18 protein-coding genes are annotated in these 20,748 nt (G+C 63.7%); 5 read left to right on the forward strand and 13 right to left on the reverse strand.

What is annotated here, in order from left to right; genetic code table 11:
* Nucleotides 1-58 precede the first annotated feature (58 nt).
* Together IIB36_08945 and IIB36_08950 are read left to right on the forward strand one after the other, a co-directional pair.
* Complete coding sequence (locus tag IIB36_08945) at nucleotides 59-688, forward strand: helix-turn-helix domain-containing protein (protein MCH7531867.1); 630 nt, start codon at nucleotides 59-61, stop codon at nucleotides 686-688.
* A gap of 29 nt (nucleotides 689-717) precedes the next feature.
* Nucleotides 718-990 carry a DUF4242 domain-containing protein gene (locus tag IIB36_08950; GenBank protein ID MCH7531868.1) on the forward strand — a complete coding sequence of 91 codons (273 nt, stop codon included), beginning with the start codon at nucleotides 718-720 and terminating at the stop codon, nucleotides 988-990.
* Between the two features lie 135 nt (nucleotides 991-1,125).
* On the opposite strand, the gene IIB36_08955 is transcribed toward IIB36_08950, so the two are convergent.
* The 3 genes from IIB36_08955 to IIB36_08965 all read right to left on the reverse strand — a co-directional run bounded on the left by IIB36_08955 (nucleotide 1,126) and on the right by IIB36_08965 (nucleotide 6,290).
* Nucleotides 1,126-2,259, reverse strand: coding sequence for an NAD-dependent epimerase/dehydratase family protein (locus IIB36_08955; GenBank protein MCH7531869.1), 1,134 nt, complete (start codon nucleotides 2,257-2,259; stop codon nucleotides 1,126-1,128).
* Nucleotides 2,260-2,276: 17 nt separating this feature from the next.
* Nucleotides 2,277-5,144, reverse strand: coding sequence for a S9 family peptidase (locus IIB36_08960; GenBank protein ID MCH7531870.1), 2,868 nt, complete (start codon nucleotides 5,142-5,144; stop codon nucleotides 2,277-2,279).
* Nucleotides 5,145-5,471: 327 nt separating this feature from the next.
* The gene (locus IIB36_08965) at nucleotides 5,472-6,290 is read right to left on the reverse strand and encodes a kinase/pyrophosphorylase (GenBank protein MCH7531871.1); all 819 of its coding nucleotides are present in this window, start codon (nucleotides 6,288-6,290) and stop codon (nucleotides 5,472-5,474) included.
* Nucleotides 6,291-6,381: 91 nt separating this feature from the next.
* Here IIB36_08965 and ppsA point away from each other — a divergent pair, with 91 nt between their 5' ends.
* Nucleotides 6,382-8,745, forward strand: a complete 2,364-nt coding sequence (gene ppsA / locus IIB36_08970; GenBank protein ID MCH7531872.1) for a phosphoenolpyruvate synthase — start codon at nucleotides 6,382-6,384, stop codon at nucleotides 8,743-8,745.
* Nucleotides 8,746-8,752: 7 nt separating this feature from the next.
* Here the strand turns inward: ppsA and IIB36_08975 are convergent, their stop codons facing one another.
* The 4 genes from IIB36_08975 to IIB36_08990 all read right to left on the reverse strand — a co-directional run bounded on the left by IIB36_08975 (nucleotide 8,753) and on the right by IIB36_08990 (nucleotide 12,436).
* Nucleotides 8,753-9,814: a metallophosphoesterase gene (locus IIB36_08975; protein MCH7531873.1), complete on the reverse strand. Its 1,062-nt coding sequence runs from the start codon at nucleotides 9,812-9,814 to the stop codon at nucleotides 8,753-8,755.
* An 84-nt stretch (nucleotides 9,815-9,898) separates the two neighbouring features.
* Nucleotides 9,899-11,278: an amidase gene (locus IIB36_08980; protein MCH7531874.1), complete on the reverse strand. Its 1,380-nt coding sequence runs from the start codon at nucleotides 11,276-11,278 to the stop codon at nucleotides 9,899-9,901.
* A gap of 56 nt (nucleotides 11,279-11,334) precedes the next feature.
* Nucleotides 11,335-11,742 carry a hypothetical protein gene (locus tag IIB36_08985; GenBank protein ID MCH7531875.1) on the reverse strand — a complete coding sequence of 136 codons (408 nt, stop codon included), beginning with the start codon at nucleotides 11,740-11,742 and terminating at the stop codon, nucleotides 11,335-11,337.
* Nucleotides 11,743-12,004: 262 nt separating this feature from the next.
* The gene (locus IIB36_08990; protein MCH7531876.1) at nucleotides 12,005-12,436 is read right to left on the reverse strand and encodes an energy transducer TonB; all 432 of its coding nucleotides are present in this window, start codon (nucleotides 12,434-12,436) and stop codon (nucleotides 12,005-12,007) included.
* A 189-nt stretch (nucleotides 12,437-12,625) separates the two neighbouring features.
* Here IIB36_08990 and IIB36_08995 point away from each other — a divergent pair, with 189 nt between their 5' ends.
* Complete coding sequence (locus tag IIB36_08995; GenBank protein MCH7531877.1) at nucleotides 12,626-13,573, forward strand: purine/pyrimidine permease; 948 nt, start codon at nucleotides 12,626-12,628, stop codon at nucleotides 13,571-13,573.
* 14 nt (nucleotides 13,574-13,587) lie between these two features.
* Here IIB36_08995 and IIB36_09000 read toward each other — a convergent pair whose 3' ends face one another.
* From IIB36_09000 to IIB36_09015, 4 genes are all read right to left on the reverse strand, one after another.
* Nucleotides 13,588-13,752, reverse strand: a complete 165-nt coding sequence (locus tag IIB36_09000) for a hypothetical protein (protein MCH7531878.1) — start codon at nucleotides 13,750-13,752, stop codon at nucleotides 13,588-13,590.
* A 444-nt stretch (nucleotides 13,753-14,196) separates the two neighbouring features.
* Nucleotides 14,197-15,360, reverse strand: coding sequence for a metal transporter (locus IIB36_09005; GenBank protein ID MCH7531879.1), 1,164 nt, complete (start codon nucleotides 15,358-15,360; stop codon nucleotides 14,197-14,199).
* Nucleotides 15,357-16,361, reverse strand: a complete 1,005-nt coding sequence (locus IIB36_09010; GenBank protein MCH7531880.1) for a multicopper oxidase domain-containing protein — start codon at nucleotides 16,359-16,361, stop codon at nucleotides 15,357-15,359. Before IIB36_09010 ends, IIB36_09005 begins: the two co-directional genes overlap by 4 nt.
* A 4-nt stretch (nucleotides 16,362-16,365) precedes the next feature.
* The gene (locus IIB36_09015) at nucleotides 16,366-17,055 is read right to left on the reverse strand and encodes a metal-dependent transcriptional regulator (GenBank protein MCH7531881.1); all 690 of its coding nucleotides are present in this window, start codon (nucleotides 17,053-17,055) and stop codon (nucleotides 16,366-16,368) included.
* A gap of 476 nt (nucleotides 17,056-17,531) precedes the next feature.
* Here IIB36_09015 and IIB36_09020 point away from each other — a divergent pair, with 476 nt between their 5' ends.
* The gene (locus tag IIB36_09020; GenBank protein MCH7531882.1) at nucleotides 17,532-18,353 is read left to right on the forward strand and encodes a c-type cytochrome; all 822 of its coding nucleotides are present in this window, start codon (nucleotides 17,532-17,534) and stop codon (nucleotides 18,351-18,353) included.
* A 94-nt stretch (nucleotides 18,354-18,447) separates the two neighbouring features.
* Here IIB36_09020 and IIB36_09025 read toward each other — a convergent pair whose 3' ends face one another.
* Nucleotides 18,448-18,870 carry a cytochrome c gene (locus IIB36_09025; protein MCH7531883.1) on the reverse strand — a complete coding sequence of 141 codons (423 nt, stop codon included), beginning with the start codon at nucleotides 18,868-18,870 and terminating at the stop codon, nucleotides 18,448-18,450.
* Between the two features lie 92 nt (nucleotides 18,871-18,962).
* On the reverse strand, nucleotides 18,963-20,711 hold the full coding sequence (locus tag IIB36_09030; protein ID MCH7531884.1) for a PQQ-binding-like beta-propeller repeat protein: 1,749 nt from the start codon (nucleotides 20,709-20,711) through the stop codon (nucleotides 18,963-18,965).
* Between the last annotated feature and the right edge of the window lie 37 nt (nucleotides 20,712-20,748).

Below are 20,748 nucleotides of genomic sequence, written 5' to 3' on the forward strand. Positions count from 1 at the left end.
ACGTGAGTGATATTATCTGATAATGCCTGATAATACATGAGTATCACTTACGGATTCGATGCCTGATCTAGTCCTCAACGCGACAGCAAACGCGATCGCGTATGCGAAGAACCGCACGGATCCCGAGGTCACGCCGGACGACCTGCTGCTGGGCGCGCTTCAGGCGGTTTCGAAGCTGGGGGTCGCGAGCTTCGGCCCCATCACGGTCGATCTGTCGACGCATCCCGCCGTCCCGAACCTGAACGGCGGGCGGGATGTGCGTCCCCGGTACTCGAGTGCCGCGGTGGACGTCTTCGAGCAGGCTTCCGCGATCGCGAGGACGGACACCGAGTCGCGGGTCCGCCTGGTACACATTCTGGCCGCGCTGGGAGTTTCGGACGGGGGTCTCATTGGAGAGTTGAGGGATCGTTACGATTTCGATGACGCCGACTGGCGGGCTGCGCTCGTGGAGTGGGACAGCCGACGGGAGCCTCCCGCCGGAGCAGGTCCGGCGAAGGGGGCCCTGCTCAGCGTCGACGAGGCGGCCGAGGCTCTGGGCGTCCATCAGCAGACGATCCGGGGCTACATCCGGACGGGCAAGCTGGCGGCCTTCCGCATCGCGGGGGAGAGGGCGATCCGGGTTTACGCATCGGATCTGTACGGCTTGCTCGAGCCGCTGGAGCCGAGCTCGAACGATGTCGGGGACTAATGCCCCGATGCACTTCAAGGAGGTGTGAGATGACCATGTTCGTCGTGAAGCGCACGCTACCCGGGATCACCCCCGATGGCGTCCACGGTGCGGGGGTTCGCGTGAAGTCCTGCGCCGCGGAGATGCGGAGTGAGGGACTCGATGTGCGCTGGGTCAGGAGCTTCTTCCTGCCCGAGTCGGAGCAGACGCATTGCTACTTCGAAGCCGCTGACCTCTCCGCGGTGAAGGACCTCAACGAGCGGGCGCAGGTACCCTTCCTCGAGATTTCCGAGGTCGTGGAGATGACTCCGGACTCAGTGTAGGAGTCGTGCCCGGCTGGACCTCGGCTCCAAGCTCGAATCAGGTTGGCGTCGAGGTCCGCTGGGTCTGTTCGATGTCGGGCCTTCCGGTAGTGTCGAAGGGCCTCGAGAAAGAGCGACTCGCCTCTAGCTCTAGCTCTAGCGGCGGGCGTGCCAGGCGGCCAGTACCTCGGCTTCGCGCTCGGCGGAGATGCCTGCCCGCAGGTTCGCCTGACGCTCAGGTGATCGGGAGAAGTGGTACTCGAGCGTCTCGCGGGCGGTGACCGCGAGGGGCCGGAACGTCAGCCCGGCCTCGATCTCCGGCGTGAGGTCGAATCTGGCGAAGCCCTCGAATCCCTGGGTGGGGGGCCTCCAGACGGGCATGTGGGAGTACGGGCGGATGCCGATCTCGGTGAGGAAGTCGAGGTTCACCCAGGTGAAGGTTGTCTCTGCGGTGGTCACGCTCCGGATCCCGTAGAGGAGCTCGGCCATCGGACGCGGCGTCCTGGGACCTATCCCGTTGAACACTCCGGTCGTGCCGTCCTCCGCCATGCGGATCATCCACTCGGTCAGGTCGCGCACGTCGATGATCTGCACGGGATCGGACGGATCACCCGGGGCCAGCACCTCGCCGCCCCGATGGATGCGCACCGGCCAGTAGGTGAAGCGGTCCGACTCGTCGTCGGGGCCGATAATGAGCCCGGGCCGCACGATGTTCGCACGTCCCACGAAGATCCGCTGGGCCTGTCTCTCCGAGAGCGCTTTCGCGAGGCCGTAGGGCAACCGCTCGGCATCCCGGCTGACACCGGCGGTCTCATAGGTATACGTCGGGGCGTCTGCGGTCATCGGGACGCGGCTCGTATCGACGTAGGCCGAGCGCGACGAAACGTAAAAATACCGGTCCACGGAGTCCTTCAAGAACTCGGCAGACAGGCGCACCCACTCGGGGTTGGACCGAGAGTTGTCGATTACGGCGTCCCAAGTCCGTCCTGCGAGGGAGTCGAGCTGGCCGTTCCGGTCTCCCACCAGGCGTTCCACCCTGGGGAAGAGGTGCGTGTTGGTGCGTCCACGATTGAAGAGGGTGACGGTGTGGCCTCGTTCCAGGGCGTAGCGAACCTGGTAGGGCCCGATGAAGCCGGTGCCGCCGAGGATGAGGATCCTGATCGCCCTCCTTGCCGGCGGAGCCGGGCGCGGAACGTGCCAGGCCGCGAGTGCCTGGGGGGTGATTCCCAGCGCCAGGGTACCGGCGGTGGCCGCTGTGAGTCTCAGGAAGTCCCTGCGATCGGTCGACATGGTTCCGCTCCCCGCACTCACCGGCGATCCTCGCCTTGCTCGGAGATCACGCGCTTCCGCGTAAGTCCCAGCCCAAGCTCCTTGCCCTTCAGGATGGCCGGCACGCCTTCCTCCAACCAGACGGGCGCTGGCGCGTCCATGAGGTAGTGGTCGAAGAACTGCTGCATGCGCATCGCCCAGTCACGCTGGTTCTGGGACTTTTGTAGCCCGTGCTCCTCACCGTTGTAGTTGAGCATCCACGCCGGCTGACCGAGTCGCCTGAGCGCCACGAAGAGCTCGATGCCCTGCTCCCACGGTACCGCCGTGTCCTGGTCGTTGTGCATCATGAGCAGCGGGGTCTTGATCTTGTCCGCCGTGAAGATCGGCGAGTTCTCGATGAAGCGGAGCGGCTGCTCCCACAGCGACCCGCCGATCCGGCTCTGCGTGCGCTCGTATTGGAACATGCGGCTCATCCCCGTACCCCAGCGGATGCCGCCGTACGCGCTGATCATGTTGGCGACGGGAGCTCCCGCTTCGGCAGCGGCGAACAGGTCTGTACGCGTCACCATGTACGCGATCTGGTACCCACCCCAGGAGTGCCCCTGCACGCCGATCTTGTCGCGATCGACAAAGCCCTGATCGAGCAGTCGCAAGACACCGGGCACGACTGCGTCGAGGGCGCTCTCCCCGGGGTACCCGATTGCGTACGGGATGTCCGGCACGAAGAGCAGATAACCGCGGCTGACATAGAAACTGCGGTTGATCGAGGACCTACCGGCCGCGGGCACCGTGTACGAGTGGAGCCCGTCCGAGTTGCGTTCGTAAAAGTACACCATCATCGGATACTTCTTCGACGCGTCGAAGTCCTCGGGCTTGTACAGGATGCCCTGCAGCGGGATGCCGTCGTTCGAGGTCCACTCTACGAGCTCGGCGGTGCCCCACAGGTACTCGTCTTGTTGAGGATTGGCGTCGGTTACTTTGCGCGCGTCTGCGAAGTCGGCATCGGCCACCCAGATGTCCGGAAATTCCTCGAAGGTCGATCGCTCATACAGGATCACGTCCGCGGACTCGGCCTTGCGGATAGCCGCGAAGCGCACGTCGTCCATCACGAGCTTCTGAGGCACTCCGTTGCCGTCGAAGCGGTCCCGGTAGACGCCACTCGCCTTCGTATACAGATGAAAGGAGGTCAGGTACACGTCCGAGTCGGTCGGCACGTAGGGATCGTCCGGGTCCAGGTCGAGCACGCGGAAGCGGATGTCGGACTGCCGGCCCACACCTTCGGTCAGGTTGCGAGGCGCGGTACTGCCTGTCGGGTCGATCGACCATGCGTCGAAGCGATCGTAAACGATGAACGCCTCGTCCCCTCGAGTCCAACCCGCGGATCCGTACGAGCGCAGCGCGTCCGGATGGTCGTCGAGGATATCGTGGACCGGTACGCCGAGATTCTCCGTGAGGTTGGTCCGCTCGCCGCTCTCGACGTCGACCGCGAACCACGCCGTCTCGAAGCCGTCCCACCAAGTCACGTACTTGCCACCGGGAGAAAGGCTCGCGGAGCCACGCACCATCTCCGCAATCCGCCGCGTTCCACCATCCTCGACGTCGACCAAGTACAAGTCCGAGTAGCGTCCATCCCAGGAAACGAGCTGGCGGTACTCGAGGTTGCTCGTGCCGAGCGCGACAGCTCCGTCGCCGCGGTCGGCGACTGAGACGGAGGGAACGTCCTCGGTGGCGAGCTGAACGACGCGACCGCTCGGCAGGTCCAGCACCGCCCGGTAGGTGCGATCTTCCTCCTGAGACCGCTGCAGTAACTGCATCGGCTGCAGGTACGGGTCCTTCCAGTTCCAGATGTCGACAACGACCCGTTCGTCCTCTGGAGTCTCGTCCTCGGGTTCGGGCTCGGGCGCGTGCGTCGTGCCGAAGAAGACCCGCCGGCCGGACTCTGAGAACGAGAGGCTGCCGTTGTCGCTCGGAGCCCACCCGCTGGGCAGCCCCGCCGTACCCAGGCTCGCTCGGGCCGTAGCCTCGCCGTCCGTTGCCACGTAGAGTGCGAAATCCGGAGCCTCGTCCTCGCGGTCGTCCCGGTCGGTCAGGAAGGCTACGGTGCCGTCATCGGAGACCGCGAGCTCGACGTAGCGCCCCTCGCCCGTGCTCACAGCCTCGGAGGCTCCGCTCCCATCCACGCGGAAGACCCCGTCTGAGGCGCCGTCGTCGCCCGAGGCCGTGTAGAAGAGAGTCGAACCGTCGGCTGCGAACGCGTACTCCACCGCGTGCTCGAAGCGCCACTCGCGTCCCGAGTTCAGGGCTCGAGCGACAAGTGCCGTGCCATCGTCGACGCGGGGCACCTCCGCATCCTCCTCTTCGTCTCCCTCCTGCGCGGCCGGCTCCTCGGAAGACTCTTCCTCTTCGTCGTCGTCAGCCTCGAGCAGGTAGGCCATCCAGCTGCCGTCGTCTTCCGGAAGCCGGAACGAGGTCACGTTCGCCATCCGGGTGACGGATAGCTTCGCCAGGTCGACGACTACGAGGGAGTCGTGAGGCTGGGCGTCTCCGTCATCCTCTCGGTCGCCCTTGGCCTCCCGGGCCGCGTCAACCGCTTCTTCCATCGGCGCGACCAGGGCAATCAGGTACCGCGCATCGCTCGTGAACGCCGGCCGCGCTCCGCGCTCGATCGTGAGGGAGCGATCATCGTTCAAGCTCTGCACGATCATCGTCGCGTCCCCGTCTCCGGGCACGAGTCGGTAGACGAGCCAGCGACCGTCGGCGGAGACGATGTCGTCCTGGATGCGATTCCACCGGTCGAAATCCGCGTGGTCCAGGGGTCGCTTCTCTTGAGCGGCAGCGGGGGTGGCCACCGGAGCGGCAACGAGTGTCACGAGAAGCGTGAGCAGGGCGGAGCGTAGGGTCTTCATCGGTCTTGTCCATCGAGGTCGGAGCTGGAACGCACACGGTACCGGAGCGCCGTGTCACCGGCAACGGTAGGCAGTGGCCCGGTGGCTAGCAGCCCGTGGTGGAAGTACAGCGGGCCGTGCCACCGTAACCCACATACTGTTCTGTCATGGCACACATGGTGTTGGGCGCAGGGGGGTCGCGGCCCTGGAGGTCGTTTCTCCTCCTCGCCGTAGAACAACTACGACTCGTCGTCGTGCCTACTCCAGGTCTCGCGAGACCCCTGCGCGCGGCCCACTGTACTTCCACCACGGGCTGCTAGGCCGGCGATCGTCATGGAGAGCGCGTAATCAGAGCCGGCGCTCTATTCCTGTGGCTTCGAGGATGGTGCTGGCGATCCCCTCGATCGAGGTCTGCGTCGTGTCGATACACGCCACACCGTGGCGGGCAAAAACCCTCTCGGCCTGGCGAAGCTCGAAGTTGATCTGCGGCAGCGACGCGTAGCGGCCATGGGCACGCCGTTCCTTGCGAATCTGGAAGAGCCGGGCTGGAGAGATGGTCAAGCCGTATAGCTTGCTCCTGTGCTCCATCAGCGCCGCGGGAAGCGTGCCGTCCTCGAGCTCGTCTTCGGTGAGCGGATAGTTCGCGGCGTACACACCGTACTGGAGCGCGAGGTAGAGGCAGGTAGGTGTCTTCCCCGACCGCGACACTCCCACGAGTATCACGTCCGCCTGATGGTAACTCTTGAGATTGCAGCCATCGTCGGTGGCTAGGACGAAGTTGGTGGCTTCGATGCGGTGCGTGTAGGCCTTCAGGTCCGCGATGCCATGTGCCCTACCGGTGCTGTGCGCCGATGGCATCTGAAATTCCTTCTCCAACGGACCCAGAAAGGCATCGAAGAAATCCAGAAAGAGCCCGTTGCTGTCCCGCAGCACCTTTCTGATCTCGTCCCTCACCAGCGTGCTGAACACCACGGGGCGGCAGCCGTCCGCCTCGGCAGCCCTGTTGATGCGGAGTACCGTGCTCCGTGCCTTCTCCACGGTCGAGACGAACGGTACGGTGACCTTGTCGAACTCGAGACCGTCGAACTGAACGATCAGGCTCTGGCCAAACGTCTCGGCGGTCACGCCGGTGTTGTCAGACACGAAAAACACCGTCCGCGGCTTCACCGTTTCCGCCTCCTCCTAGGAGTGCTACACTGCAATTATCCCCGTCGTAGCCAACTATCCCCGTCATCTCGACCGAAGACAAGGGGTGCAGATGGATTCTTATGTACTCCCTCTTGAAGGGTTGCGCCTGAGCGACGTCGACACGGTCGGCGGCAAGAACGCCTCACTGGGAGAGATGATCGGCCGGCTTTCCGGACTCGAGGTGGACGTTCCGGGCGGGTTCGCGACGACCGCGGCCGCCTATCGCGACTTCCTCGCTGAGAACGGGCTTGACCAACGGATCGGGAACGTTCTGGGCCATCTCGACGTGGACGACGTGGACGAGCTTGCCCGGATCGGAGCCGACATCCGTGCGTGGATCGGCGAGGCGACTTTGTCCGAACGCCTCACCGGCGAAGTGTCGGAGGCCTGGGACCGGATGTCCGGCGGTCACGAGATCTCGGTCGCGGTGCGTTCGTCGGCGACGGCGGAAGACCTTCCCGACGCCTCCTTCGCCGGACAGCAGGATACGATTCTCAACGTCTCGGGTCTGCCCAACGTGCTGCGAGCCATCCACGAGGTCTACGCGTCGCTCTTCAACGACCGCGCCATTTCGTACCGCGTGCACCAGGGCTTCGATCACGATCAGGCCGCGCTGTCAGTCGGAGTCCAGCACATGGTCCGGAGCGATCTGGGCGCCAGCGGCGTGATGTTCACCCTCGACACCGACTCGGGATTCCGAGACGTCGTCTTCATCACTTCTTCATACGGGCTTGGGGAAACCGTGGTACAGGGGATGGTCAATCCGGACGAGTTCTATGTCTACAAGCCGGCTTTGAGGGCTGGGAGACAGCCGATTCTGCGGCGGACGCTCGGTCAGAAAGCGGTAAAGATGGAGTTTGGGGATGCGACGAGGCCGGGTGAAACGACCCGAGTCGTAGACGTGGCGCCGGAAGATCAGGCCAGCTTCTCGCTCACTGACGACGACGTCATCGCTCTCGCACGGCGGGCGTTGGTTATCGAGGAGCACTACGGACGCGCCATGGACATCGAATGGGGCAAGGATGGCAATACCGGGAAGCTGCACATTCTTCAGGCACGTCCCGAGACCGTCAAGAGCCGATCCGGCCGCTCGGTGCAGCGCTTCGCCTTGAGGGAAAAGTCGCGCGTCTTGCTTACCGGCCGAGCCATCGGCCACCGCATAGGACAGGGTACCGTTCGGGTGATCGACGATGTGAAAGAGATGGGTCGTGTTCAGAGGGGGGATGTGCTGGTCACCGACATGACCGATCCCGACTGGGAGCCGATCATGAAACGCGCTTCTGCCATCGTTACCAACCGCGGAGGGCGCACGTGCCATGCTGCCATCATCGCCCGCGAGCTCGGTGTCCCGGCTGTCGTCGGCTGCGGGGATGCCACGGAGCTCATCGGGGACAACACCGAGGTCACGGTCTCTTGCTCCGAAGGAGATACCGGCGTGATTTACGAGGGACTCCTCGCCTATGAGGAGTCCGAGGTCGAGGTCGAGTCACTGCCCGACATCCCCGTCAAGATCATGATGAACGTGGGGAACCCCGACCAAGCCTTCGACTTTGCGACCATCCCCAACAGTGGCGTGGGCCTCGCGCGCCTCGAGTTCATCATCAACCGCATGATCGGCGTCCACCCGAGGGCCCTCTTGGAGTTCGACAGCCAGCCCGCAGAAGTGCAGGCGATGATCCGCGAACAGATGGCGGGTTACGGGGATCCCGTCGATTTCTACGTGACCAAGCTCGTCGAGGGGATCGCGACGATCGGAGCGGCCTTCGCCCCCGAGCCGGTCATCGTTCGCCTCTCGGACTTCAAGTCGAACGAGTACGCGAACCTGATCGGTGGTGCCGCCTATGAGCCCCATGAGGAGAACCCCATGCTCGGGTTTCGCGGGGCATCTCGTTATGTCGAGGAGAGCTTCAGACCTTGCTTCGAGCTCGAGTGCCAAGCTCTCAGGAGGGTTCGCAACGACATGGGCCTCGACAACATCTGGATCATGGTCCCGTTCGTGCGAACCGTCGCCGAAGCGGAGAGCGTCGTAGAGCTGCTCGCCGCCAACGGGCTCAGACGGGGCGAGGACGGCTTGACGATCATCATGATGTGCGAGTTGCCGACGAATGCGCTGCTGGCCGATCAGTACCTCGATCACTTCGACGGGATGTCGATCGGGTCCAACGACTTGACGCAGTTGACCCTCGGGCTGGACCGAGACTCGGGGGTAATCGCCCACCTGTTCGACGAACGCGACGAAGCTGTCAAGGCGGTCATGAGCATGGCCATCAAGGCCTGCGTTCGTCGCGACAAGTATATCGGGATTTGCGGTCAAGGGCCGTCGGACCACCCCGATTTCGCCCGGTGGCTCGTCGACGAGGGAATCGGCAGCATCTCCCTCAACCCGGACACCGTCGTGGAAACCTGGATGTTCCTCGGAGGCGAGAGTGTCTGAGACGACGTTAGCCGCTCAGAAAGGGAGTGCCCGCCCGTAGGCGGATCAGCACGGCCTCAGGCGGACAGGCGAAGCGGACGGGTAGCCCGGCCGCACCGAGTCCGCGGCTGACCACGAGATCCATCGGGCCGACCCGATAGCGGCCTTCATCCAGGCGGTACCGACTCTGTCGTACCAGGACGGGGAGGCCGGGAACACGGATCTGCCCACCGTGCGTGTGCCCCGAAAGCATCAAGGCCACCCCGCTGCGGGCCGCGTCGAAGGCGAGATCGGGATTGTGCGCCAGAAGGAGGACCGGAGCATGTGTGCCCGCCAGAGCCGCTTCGAGATTCGGCCGACCTGCGACCAGATCGTCCACCCCGACCAGCGACAGGGAGGCGTCACCGCGCTCCAGAGCGACGGAGCGGTTGTGGAGCACCCGGATACCCACGTCCTCGATCATGTCTCGGAGTCGGTCTGCGTCCCTCGTGTAGTGATCGTGATTACCGAGCACGGCGAAGACGCCCATGGGCGCCCGGAGCTTCCGGAACGCCTCCCGGCTCTCGACGAAGTCCTCCAAGGTGGCAGTCACGAGGTCACCGCCCACCAGGATCACGTCGGGCTCGGTGGTAAGCAAACGTTGGAAGGTGTGCACGAGCGTTTTCGCGGAGACGAAGGGACCCGCGTGAACGTCGCTGACAAAGAGTATGCGCAGACCATCGAACGCCGGTGCCAGCGAGGCCAACTCGACCTCGGTCTCCGAGAGGACCAAGCCGGCTCTGAGCTGCCTGTCGTAGAGACCGGACAGACCCTGCACTCGCGGGAAGACCCTAGTAGCAAGGGCGTTGCTGACCCGCCGCTCCAAGCGGCGGAACCATCCCCGCCTCGGGTCGAACAAAGGGCGGGGATCCTCCCGGGCGTGCCCCCGTTCGCTCAACCGCGTTCTCGGCAGCGGGCCGGCCCGCTCCGGGTGGGTCGTGCGATCGGCCACTGCGACGTGACGGCCCCGCGATTCGTGGTCGGAGTTCTCCGCTACCTCGGCCTCCGTGCGACCGTCAGGGTGGACCGCGACGTCGTTGACTGCCTTCATCTCTTCTCCCTTGCCATGCCCTCTCCGGGGGCTTCGCACGACATCATACGATACCACGCCTTGGCATCTTCTTCCCCATCCAGCTCAGTCTTCGCGACCTTGGGTCTCTGAGCCGCTCTCCAGCGCCTCCAGGTCCGGTCCCCCGATGGGGTACGCCTCCTGGATGAGTCGACACAGCCCCAGGACCCGCTCCTCTCCGAGGGGCGGACCTACCACTTGGAGTCCAACGGGCAGTCCGTTTGCGTCGAGTCCGCACGGGACGGAAGCGACGGGCAAGCCCGTGAGGCTCAGCGTGAACGTCGGAGCGATCCAGTCCACGTAGGTCTTCATCGCGCGGCCTCCCACCGTTTCCGGATAGTTCTGCTCTACCGGGAACGGGGAAACGGCCATCGAGGGGGTCAACAGGAAGTCGTGGCGTTCGAAGAACCGCTCGAAGAACGCCCACATTCGCCCGCGAACCGCATGTGCCCAGGCGACCTGTTCGGTCGTCACTTTCAGGCCTGCCTCGATATTGCCGCGCACGTTGTCACCGAGCTCCGCGAGGCGGTCCATGTGCTCCCGCATGTGCGCCACCATCCAGACGCCCCGCAGGTGCAGGAACGCCTTGCGGCCGTCCGAGAAGGCGAGATCGACCGGCTCGACCCGGGCGCCACCGTCCGCGAGACCGAAGGCGGCAGAACGGCAGCGCTCCTCCACGGACGCGTCGATGCCCAGGCCGACGATGTCAGGACAGTACGCGAGCCTCAGCCCTTCGAGTCTCGCTTCGGCAACGGCGCCCACGAAGTCCCGCCCGTTCAGCGGCTGCTTCATGGGGGAGCGTGGGTCGGGTCCCGCCATGGCTCGAAGCGCCAACGCGACGTCCCCCGCGGTGCGCGCCATGGGTCCGGTCACCGCCAGGTCGTCCCACGGCCAAGCCGTCGGGTACGTCGGTACGAGTCCCGGTGAGGGGCGGATGCCGACCAGCCCGCAAAACGACGCCGGAATCCGCAGCGACCCACCCAGGTCGGTGCCCTCCGCCACTCCGATCATCCCACTCGCCAAGGCGGCGGCCCCGCCCCCCGTGGAGCCGCCCGCGCTCAGCGCCGGGTTCCAAGGATTCCGCGTGCGGCCGAAGACCTCGTTGAAGGTGTTGCCACCGGCGGCGAACTCCGGGGTGTTGGTCTTGCCGAGAATGATGGCCCCAGCGCTGCGCAGCCTCTCGACTACGAGCGCGTCCGCGTCTGGAACGTTGTCGACAAAGAGCGGCGAGCCGTACGTGGTGCGCAGACCTGCCACGTCGGTGATGTCCTTGATGCCGACGGGGACGCCGCACAGGGGGCCGGGCTGCGCGCCGGCGGCGAGCGACGCCTCGAGGTCTCGCGCGTCGTCGAGCGCTCGCTCGTTCGGCGTAACCACCGCGTTCAACGTCGGGTTGTATCGCTCCACGCGGTCGAGCGCAGCCTGAGTGACTTCGACCGGTGACACCTCGCCCGTCGAAACCAGGCGGGCGAGCTCCGTGGCGCTGAGAGCCGCTAGATCACTCAGCTCGGAAACTCTCCTACGAACGCCACCGTGCGCGCGAAGGCTGCCTCACCGCCTTTGAACTTCCACGGAAAGCACCCGATGGTCAGGCGCTGATTCTGCAGCTCGGGGGATGAGATCTCTCCGCCCATGTTCTCGATGTGGATGCAGTTGTGCGGGAAGAGCGCGTTGTATAGGGGGTGTTCCCTATCTCCACCTGAACCCACTGGCCATCTCGGTGCCCGAGCTCCCACTCTTCTCGGACCTCTCCACGTATCCGAAGCGTGCAAGGCGCCCACCCGCGGAGTCGTTCGAACAGCATGCTCCCTGACGGCTACGAGCTCCTCGTCCGTGAACATCTGATCGAGACTTCCGGAGCGGCGGAGGACCCAGGACTTTCTCTCACGCCCGATGACGTAGCTCTTCATCGCCAATCCCCAATTGCCTCTAATCGGGGTGGATCGACGTCTCGCGATTCTTGATCAATGTGCCGCCCGCAAGTGCAGCGCGCGACCCTCAGGTTCACCCGCGACAACAGCAATCGTTAGGGAGTGAGGCGGTGACCTGGCTCAGCTTCAGTTAGAAGTGCGGGCAGTCCCTCTCGGGTTCGGTGAGATCGCTCCCCCAGGGCGCGCGTCTCCAACCAGGCACCTGCCCGCACGTGCCGTATAGGACCAATGACTCGCCGGATTACCGAACCTGGAACGTGATCGAGAAGCTCACCCACACTGGAACCGCCTTATCGCGGTTCAGCGCCGGGGAAAATCTGTAGATATCAAAGACCGCCATCGCGGCGGCGTCCAGGGCCTGGTGCCCAGAACTCTCATCGATCTGCCGGTCCTGCACACGTCCGTTTTCGTCGATGAAGAAGTAGACCCTGACCGTGCCACCGATTCCGGCGTCCCGCAGGAGCGGCGGATACTCCCGCTCCATCGCCCGCACGATGTCGGCTCGGTTCAAAATGGACGGAGCCACCGAGTACGGCGTGAACGTCGGAGCCTCGGGAACCCCCGCCTCGATGACGTCGACCACATCGTCATCCCTTTGGTTGACCTGGAACTCGATGTAGCTGCCAGTGACCAGCCCCGCGACCAGCAGGGACAGTATCGCTCCTTTGTTCATCCTAACCTCCTCCTACAAAGTCCGGGGTCACCACCCCAGCTCAACCTAGTTCGGGTCACCCCTTCCGTACCAGCCTTCAGTGAAACGCACGCCGTTCCCCGCGCGGATTGTACGGGTATGCGTACAACATTGTACGGTTGCGCGTACACTGCGACCCCCTTGCGCACGGCCTTATCTTTTGTGGAGACCGTGCTCGGCTTCTCGATCAGCCGCCTTCGGACTTTGTTCCCGCCGCTGGTTAACGGAATCGTCGTGATGCTCATCGGGCTCACGCTCATCCCCGTCGGGATGGACTACGCGGCGGGCGGGGTGGCAGCTCCCGACTACGGGGCACCTGCGAACCTGGTGATGGCGGGGGTGGTCTTCTCGGTGACGCTGCTGCTGAACCGATTCGCGAAGGGCTTCCTCAGCCACGCGAGCCTGCTCGTGGGCGCCGTGGCCGGGTACGCGCTCGCGATCACGCTGGGGAGGGTGGACTTCTCCGCCGTTTCGGCGGCCGGCCTGCTCGCCGCTCCCCGACCGCTGGCGTTCGGGCTGGAATTCCATGCCGATGCCATTCTGCTCATGGCGTTCATCTACGTGATCAGCGCCATGGAGACCATCGGGGACATCTCGGCTACGCTCGCCGCGGTCGAGCGCGACGCGACGACCGAGGAGTTGAGAGGCGGACTGATCGCCGACGGAGTCATGAGCGGAGTAGCTGCGCTCTTCAGTGCGTTCCCGAACACGTCGTACTCGCAGAACGTCGGCCTCGTCAACTTCACGGGTGTCGTGAGCCGCCACGTCACGGCGATCTCGGGCGTAATCCTGGTTGTCTTCGGCCTCGTTCCCGTCGTCGGTGCCGGCTTCGCCACTATTCCCGCGCCGGTCATCGGAGGAGGCGGCCTCATCATGTTCTCCATGATCTTCGCGAGCGGTGTGGCGATACTGCAACGGGGCGTCGAGCTCAACCAGCGAAACATGATCGTCCTGGCAGTCTCGCTCGGGCTGGGGCTGGGGATCGAGCTACGGCCCGACGTATTGCAGAGCATGCCGGATTGGGTGCGCACATTCTTCGGGTCGGGGCTGATCACTGGTGGGCTGAGCGCACTCGTGTTGAATGTGGTGCTGCCCGCTGAAGAAGATGGCTCGGCCTGACCGCGGGTTTCCCGTCAGGCCGTCGGCGCGCCTTCCGGCTCGGGCATGGCCGCCAGGCGAAGGTACCCGGCCAGGAGGATTGCGGCGAAGAGACCTGCCCCCGCCCCCGCCATCGGCCCCAGATACTCCAACGCCACGACCGAGCCCGACAGGCCAACGGTACCGGAGAAGGCCGCCACGCACAGGACCGCTACGACGAACGAGCAGCGGCTTGAGGCCGGTCGGGTGTCCTCCGCCGGTGCCGCTCTGTAACTGGGCGACGCCGTGGACGTGGGGGCTCAGCTGCCATTCCAAGTCGATATTGATCGCGAACTCGAACTGCGAGCGCACGGGATCCGTGGCTGCCCGCTCGTCCTGCTCCAACGCATCGAACAGCCCGAGGATAGTCCCGCTGAGCTGGAGCGGTGAGAGTGCCTGTGGTATGGCCGACTGCCCACCCGGCGCAGACTCATGGCCAACAACGGCCACAGTGTCAGTTTGTGCCGCGGAGACCGCAACCGGGATCACCGCCGTCGTGAGCTTTACTGCTGCGACGATAAGCGCGGTACGCATGGGATATACTCTCGTCGAGTGGGTTTGGAGTGACGCGCTTCACGCATGGTCACAACCCGCCCGCTGGCGCATCACAAAGCGATGAACAGCCCCGTGGTGTACATGACGACGAGACCGGCCATCAGGCCGCCGGCCGTTAACGGCGTCCATACTGTCTCGGGGCTTTGGCGCGCCACCATCTTGTATAACGCGACCACTACCTGTGCGATCGCGCCGACGCCTATGCTCAGGAACAGGGTGGCCCACAATGGCGAGTAAGCGATGCCACCCAACCAAGCCCCCGCAATCGTTGGCACGCCGGCGACCAACCCCAAACTCATCAGCGTTCGTAGAGTGGGACGGTCCTTGGCGATGGGCGAGATGATCGCCAGGCCCTCAGTGGTGTTGTGGAGCATGAACCCGACGATGAGAAACGAGCCGAGGGCGGCTTCGCCCAGTGCATACGCCGCTCCGATCGCCAGCCCTTCTCCGAGGTTGTGAAACCCGATGCCAACGGCCACCAAGAAGGCCACCGCCATGCGACCCTGGACGCCTTCATTGTGAAGCCGACGTCGCGTCAGGACTTGCAGGAACAGCATGGCTCCCACCACACCCATGAGCGCAACCAGCGTCCCCTGGTACGCACTGCCGACCTGGGCGGCGGCCTCCAGGGTCCCTTCCATAGCATCGACGCCAAGGAAGACCAACAGCCCGGCGGTCAGCGCGAGGGCAAAGTGAATCCATTTCTGTTCTAGGCGTCGCAGAAACGGAAGCCACAGAAGACCGAGCGCCACGGGGATGACGCCGACCAGCACACCGATCGCGGCAAAGATTCCAAAGAAAGCCGGTCCGAGACGTGGGGTGACCATCGCAACCGGAATCTCGTGGGAGAACGTAACGCCGGTCGAGCTGAGTAATGCAACCTCGTACGCCTCTTCCTGAACCCATGGGTAGGGAATCGTGATCGTGGCCCTCCCCAAGCGTGGGATCATCGCCGAAGGGACAATCGAAAAATCCCAGAATGCGTTGTCGACGGTCACCTGGGCGATCGTCACAGGATCAGGGCCCCCGTTCACGACTTGAAGCGTGATCTCGCCCGGCGCCAAGCTCACTCGCTCAAAGGCGATCTCTTCCACGGGCGGAGCTGGCCGGAGAATGTCCAGCAGACCGGTGTTGGTCATTATGACGGCCACGACCGTCAGCAGCGCGATGGGCAGGAGCCCCCAACCAACTAACGCAGCTTTGGAGTGCATCATGCAAGCACCTCAACGACGTTGAACAGACCCATCCAACCCAGCTCGCTGAATTCAGATTGATGAGCGTGGAACATGAATAGCCCGGGCTCGTCGAACGTAAACTCCAGCACGTGCCGCTCACCCTGGCACATCATGATCGTGTCCGTGTAGTCAGCCGGCTGCAGACTCGTTCCGGTCCGGTACACATGGAACAGCTGCCCGTGCAGGTGAAGCGAATTGACCGGATCGAACTCGAGCGTGTTCACGAGATAAATGCGCTGCAACTCACCCTTTCGGATTACGATGGGATTCTGTTTATAGGCGAACGCCACCGTGTTAACGGCATACACTTCGTTTTCGCCGTCAAAATTGGTGTCGAACCCATTCATCACCATCACCATCTCACGCGCCGGCGGACGCCCATCCTTCGGATCGATGATGAAGGTTCCGTACAACCCCTTGGCGATGTGCTTGCGAACGGGAATCGTATGACAGTGGTACAGATGCAGTCCGAACGGCCTAGCGACGAACTCGTACACGAAGGTCTCGCCGGGCTGAACCACCTCGAACACGCCATCCATGTTCGCCGCGTGAATGCCGTGAAAATGAATCGTATGCGGGTGCGAGCTCCGGTTGTGAAACCGCACGCGGACCAAGTCTCCTTCCGTGGCTCGGAGAGTCGGCCCCGGCACTTGTCCGTTATACGCCCACGCCGGAAAGAAGACACCCGGCGCAATCTCGATCTCGCGATCGACCGCGCGGATCTCGAACCTGCGCAACGTTTGGCCGTCCGGAAGGGTGGACACCTTTCCGAAATCGAACTCTTCGAGAAATGCCACCGGATCCAACGAGACATCCGTGACGGTGCCAACCGTCCCGGCAGTGTTGGGATCATGCGGTGCCTCGAGCCGCGCCAGCTTTTCCGCGGCACCCACGACCTTCGCAGTAGCGGCCACCCCAACGGCTCCGAGGGCACCGCCCTTCAACAGATCGCGGCGAGTCATCGTACGTCGACCTCTCATGGCGTTACTCCTCCCCTGTCGTACACGCAAGCGAGTTGGCTAACTCGAACCCGACCACCTGTTCCCGTTGGTCCGCACCTTCGACCCGCAGCGTGAGGGGGCCATGAAACGGCTGGCGCGCCAACACCTTGAAACGCGTTCCCGGCTTCAGCCCGAGCGAAGCCAAAAACCGCAGACGCTCCGGGTCGTGATCGCCCACCATCCGAAGCTCGCCAGCGGCACCAACGGAAAGCTCTGTCATCAGAACGACCTCGGGCTGTTCCAAATCTCCGGCCGAGGTGGGAATCGGCGCACCGTGGGGATCGTATCGCGGATTCCCCATGGCGCGCGCCATAGCCTCCACGAGCTCATCGGACCCGTCGTGCTCGAGGCGGTCCGCCTCGGCGTGGACGTTGTCCCACTCGTACCCGAGCTTTTCGATCAGGTACGTCTCGATGATGCGGTGGCGTCGAAGCACCTGTAATGCCGCTTTGCGTCCGGACTTCGTCAGACGCACCCCGCGATGCCGCTCATAGTTGACCAATCCCAGTTCAGCAAGCCTTGTCATCATTTGGCTCACAGATGGGCGCGCGAGGTTCAGCACTTCGGCGATGGCGTTGGTCTGCGCGACACCGAACCGAGCCTCGAGGTCGTAAATGACCTTGAGGTAGTCCTCATGTGACCGCGAGAGCGTTGGGTCGTCGGCCATGTCCAACTCGATGTCTACGCTACGATGCAATCTAGGCACGCGCTAATTATAAATTTATGCTTGCCTAACTTATCGTACCGCGCGCTAACCTCAAGGGGTCTCTTCACAAGGGTTCACCTACATGCTCACGGCGAACCGCCGTCCACTTCAACTATTGACTTGCGGTCGACACCGGAATCGCAAATGATGATGCACCTCAACTGCTGTAACCCGCCTGCCGGGGGTGGAGCTATGCGAATCCCGCTCCCGATTCTTTGTGTCAGCGCCTCCATCATCTTGACCAGCCTTGGCTGCGGTGAGCCAGGTGGAGACTTTCTTGCGGAGGTCCGGACATTCCGCCGCTACCTCTGGGGTTGGATGCCGAGCTGCTGAAGGTTCCCGAGGACAACCCGGTGACGCCCGAGAAGGTGGCGCTCGGCTGGCAGCTCTTCTACGACTCCCGCTTGTCTGTGGACAACACGATCAGCTGAGCATCGTGTCACGTGTCGAGCGCCGGGTTCGCCGATCCCAGACGGGGCTCCGTGGGCGTAGGAGACGCAGTGGGTGGGCGCCAGGCGCCCACTGTGGTCAACGCTGCCTTCAGCGAGTCGCAGTTTTGGGATGGCCGATCTCCTTCCCTGGAGGACCAGGCGCTTGGACCGATCCAGAACCCCATTGAGATGGCGTTCACGCTGGAAGGGGTCGAAGAGCGCCTCAACGAGATTCCCGGATACCGGCAGCAGTTTCAGCGGGTCTTTGGCGCCGACCGGATCAGCACCGACCTCGTTGGCAAGGCGATCGCCACGTTCGAGCGGGTTGTGCTGGCGGGCGACTCCCCCTGGGACCGGTGGGAGCAGGAGCGTGACACGGCCGCGGTGTCGGATGCCGTGCGGCGCGGTGCGGAGCTGGCGCGCGTCAAGGCGGGATGCACCGCCTGTCACGTACCACCCAACTTAACGGACGCGCCGTTCGACCTCTACCACAACATCGGTGTCAGCATGAGCAACGCGGAGCCTGACCTCGGTCGGCACGTCGTGACCGCACGGGAAGGGGATCAGGGCGCCTTCAAGACGCCGACGCTGCGCAACGTGGCCGAGACGGCACCGTACATGCACGACGGCAGTATGGCTACGCTCGCAGAGGTGCTCGATTTCTACGACCGTGGCGGCGAGCCGAATCCCTGGCTCGACCAGAAGATGAACCCGCTGGGTCTAACCGATCAGGAAAAAGACGATCTGCTCGCGTTTCTGGAGAGTCTGACCGGCGAGGTGCCAAAATGGGCCGGGCGAGCGCCCCCGCTCCCGCCTGCGCAGAGCGAGGGGTAGCCGGCAACTGGCTTGCGACATGTAGCGACGCAACACGAGCCACTGCGTTGTCCCGACCGACGCTCCAACCTGGGCGGTCCAAACGAAGATCATCTCATGGGGATTGATCGCCCGACTGAGACGGAGTTGACGGCTCGGACGTCGGTGTAATCAGGATTCGGCTGAGTACGGCAGGGTCAGCTACGAGTTCGGTCTCGCCAGCGGGGAACTCGTTGACTTCCATGATATAGGCCAGGATGTCGAGATAGCTCTGAGTCGGCAGGCTGTTGGGAGCGTTGGTCGGCATCAGCGTCTGGATGCTCGTAAACAGTTCACCAAGAGATCTGTCCGCCCAGAGAAACATGAAGCTCGCTCCGATCAAGCTCGGCGAATTGCTGTTGCCGCGTAGATCGTCGGAATGGCAGGATGAGCAAGTTTCCCGGTACTCGGCTGCGCCCCGTTCTGCTTGGCGCTCAGAATAGACGCCGCTCCAGACGGTGTTTGCACCCTCGCCCACTGTGTTTCCGGACTCGGCCACTGTGCTTCCGGGCCGGCCCACTGTGCTTCCGGCGCAGGCTGCAGACGTAGGCAGCAGGAGGAGGACGAGAAAAGTGAAGCCGCGCCGTCCTATCATGAGCCCGGTAGCGCGAACACGTGAATCGAGTTGCCGTTGCGTGGACGACGAATCGTGGGTGCCAGGTCATTGGGTAGCATCGTGGACCAACTGGCACCTCCGGTCCCCACCGGCATGGCCACGTACTGCTTGCCGTTGGCCAGATAGGAAATCGGGAAGCCTTGCGCAGAGGTGGGCAGGCGTGTCTGCCAGAGGATGTCACCGGTTTCCGCATTGTAGGCATACATGTGTCGATCCCAATCTCCGGCGAAGACCAAACCCCCTGCGGTCGTGAGCGCGGCGGTGTTGATCGGTGAAGGCGTGCGATGACGCCACTTGATCTCTCCGTTGGTGATATCCACGACCAGCAACTCACCCAGGTTGCCCTCCGCTGCCGGATGCACGGTGTTGATGCGTCGTAGCGGGCCTGTGCCGCCACCACCCGGGATGCGATCGACGGGCCCGAACGTCGCGCGCTCGCAATTGAGCGTTATCGGGATGTACAGAGCCCTGGTTTGCGGGCTGTACGCCATCGCACGCCAGCTCTTGAATCCCGATGTGCTGGGGCACATGTGGATCTCGACACCGAGCTCCGGGATCATCCCGGGGCGGTACCTGATTTGGCCGGTCGCTGGATCGACGTCGAGGATGTTCTGATACCCGATGTCCATAGCGTGAATGAATTCTCCCGTAGTACGATCCAGCTGCCATAGAATCCCCAGCTTGCCCATCTTGAACAGCGACTTTCGCCCGTCGAGGTCGATCAGCACACTCTCGAACACCTCGTCCATGTCGTGGGTCTCGCCAGGCAGGTACTGGTAGTACCAGACCAATTCCCCGGTGTCTGGATCGAGCGCCAGGCTCGAGTTGGTGTAGAGCGCGTCCCCTGCGGTGCCACGTTGCGCTCTGGCCCAGGGCTTGGCCTGGGAGGTCGCCCAGTAGACCAGATTCGTCTCTGCGTCGTAACTCCCGGCGATCCAGGCGTCGCTTCCTGCCCGGAACATCAACGGCAGATCACTCCAAGTGTCACCGCCAGGCTCACCTGGGCGCGCCACGGTCGAGGTGCGCCACAGCTCTTCTCCCGTGAGTGGATCGTGACCGGTGATGAAGCAGACATCGTCCTTGTAACGGTCGCATCCGGTGATGCCGGTAATGAGCGTTCCGTTGGCTACGATAGGCCCCGCCACGTAGTAGTAACCCAGGCTTGGATCGGCCACGGCCGTTCTCCACACCTCTCTTCCCGTGCGCGCATCCACGGCGACGATGCTCGCATCCCCGGTAGCCGCGTAAAGCATGTCACCGTAGATGGCGATGTTCTTCTGAACTCCACGTCCGACACCCGCGAACGTACCAGCCGGTAGCCCGGAGTTATCCGAAGTCGGCGTCCCGTCGACCCGTGGCGTGATGCCAGGGCGATACTCCCAGATCAGGTCACCGGTGGCGCCATCGAGTGCCTGAATCACCCCGCGCGGATTCGGCAGGTATAGGACTCCGTCATGAACCAGGGGCGCGGCTTCCTGCCCGCCCGTGTCGTCCATGGCCCACGACCACGCCAACTGAAGTTGTCCGACGTTGTTCGAGGTGATCTGATCGAGCGGGCTATAGCCCCAGGCATCGTCCGTCCTTCTCCAATTCAACCAATCACCGGGCGCTGGATCACGCAGCATCTCCTCGGAAACGGCGTTGAAGTCGTCTACTTGCGCGGTAACGCCGGAACTCACCGACAGCATCACGATCGAAGCGCAAAGAAGGCATCTGGTTCTCATAGCGCAGACCTCTACCAAGATTTCGACGGAACGCGGC

Source organism: Gemmatimonadota bacterium (assembly GCA_022560615.1).
Classification (GTDB): Bacteria; Gemmatimonadota; Gemmatimonadetes; order Longimicrobiales; family Gaopeijiaceae; genus UBA1138.

Excerpts from the sequence above, each read along its gene's own strand:
- IIB36_08945 (MCH7531867.1), top strand. The coding sequence starts at position 59 with ATGCCTGATCTAGTCCTCAACGCGACAGCAAACGCGATCGCGTATGCG.
- IIB36_08950 (MCH7531868.1), top strand. The coding sequence starts at position 718 with ATGACCATGTTCGTCGTGAAGCGCACGCTACCCGGGATCACCCCCGAT.
- IIB36_08955 (MCH7531869.1), bottom strand. The coding sequence starts at position 2,259 with ATGTCGACCGATCGCAGGGACTTCCTGAGACTCACAGCGGCCACCGCC.
- IIB36_08960 (MCH7531870.1), bottom strand. The coding sequence starts at position 5,144 with ATGAAGACCCTACGCTCCGCCCTGCTCACGCTTCTCGTGACACTCGTT.
- ppsA (MCH7531872.1), top strand. The coding sequence starts at position 6,382 with ATGGATTCTTATGTACTCCCTCTTGAAGGGTTGCGCCTGAGCGACGTC.
- IIB36_08975 (MCH7531873.1), bottom strand. The coding sequence starts at position 9,814 with ATGAAGGCAGTCAACGACGTCGCGGTCCACCCTGACGGTCGCACGGAG.
- IIB36_08985 (MCH7531875.1), bottom strand. The coding sequence starts at position 11,742 with ATGAAGAGCTACGTCATCGGGCGTGAGAGAAAGTCCTGGGTCCTCCGC.
- IIB36_08990 (MCH7531876.1), bottom strand. The coding sequence starts at position 12,436 with ATGAACAAAGGAGCGATACTGTCCCTGCTGGTCGCGGGGCTGGTCACT.
- IIB36_09005 (MCH7531879.1), bottom strand. The coding sequence starts at position 15,360 with ATGATGCACTCCAAAGCTGCGTTAGTTGGTTGGGGGCTCCTGCCCATC.
- IIB36_09010 (MCH7531880.1), bottom strand. The coding sequence starts at position 16,361 with ATGAGAGGTCGACGTACGATGACTCGCCGCGATCTGTTGAAGGGCGGT.
- IIB36_09030 (MCH7531884.1), bottom strand. The coding sequence starts at position 20,711 with ATGAGAACCAGATGCCTTCTTTGCGCTTCGATCGTGATGCTGTCGGTG.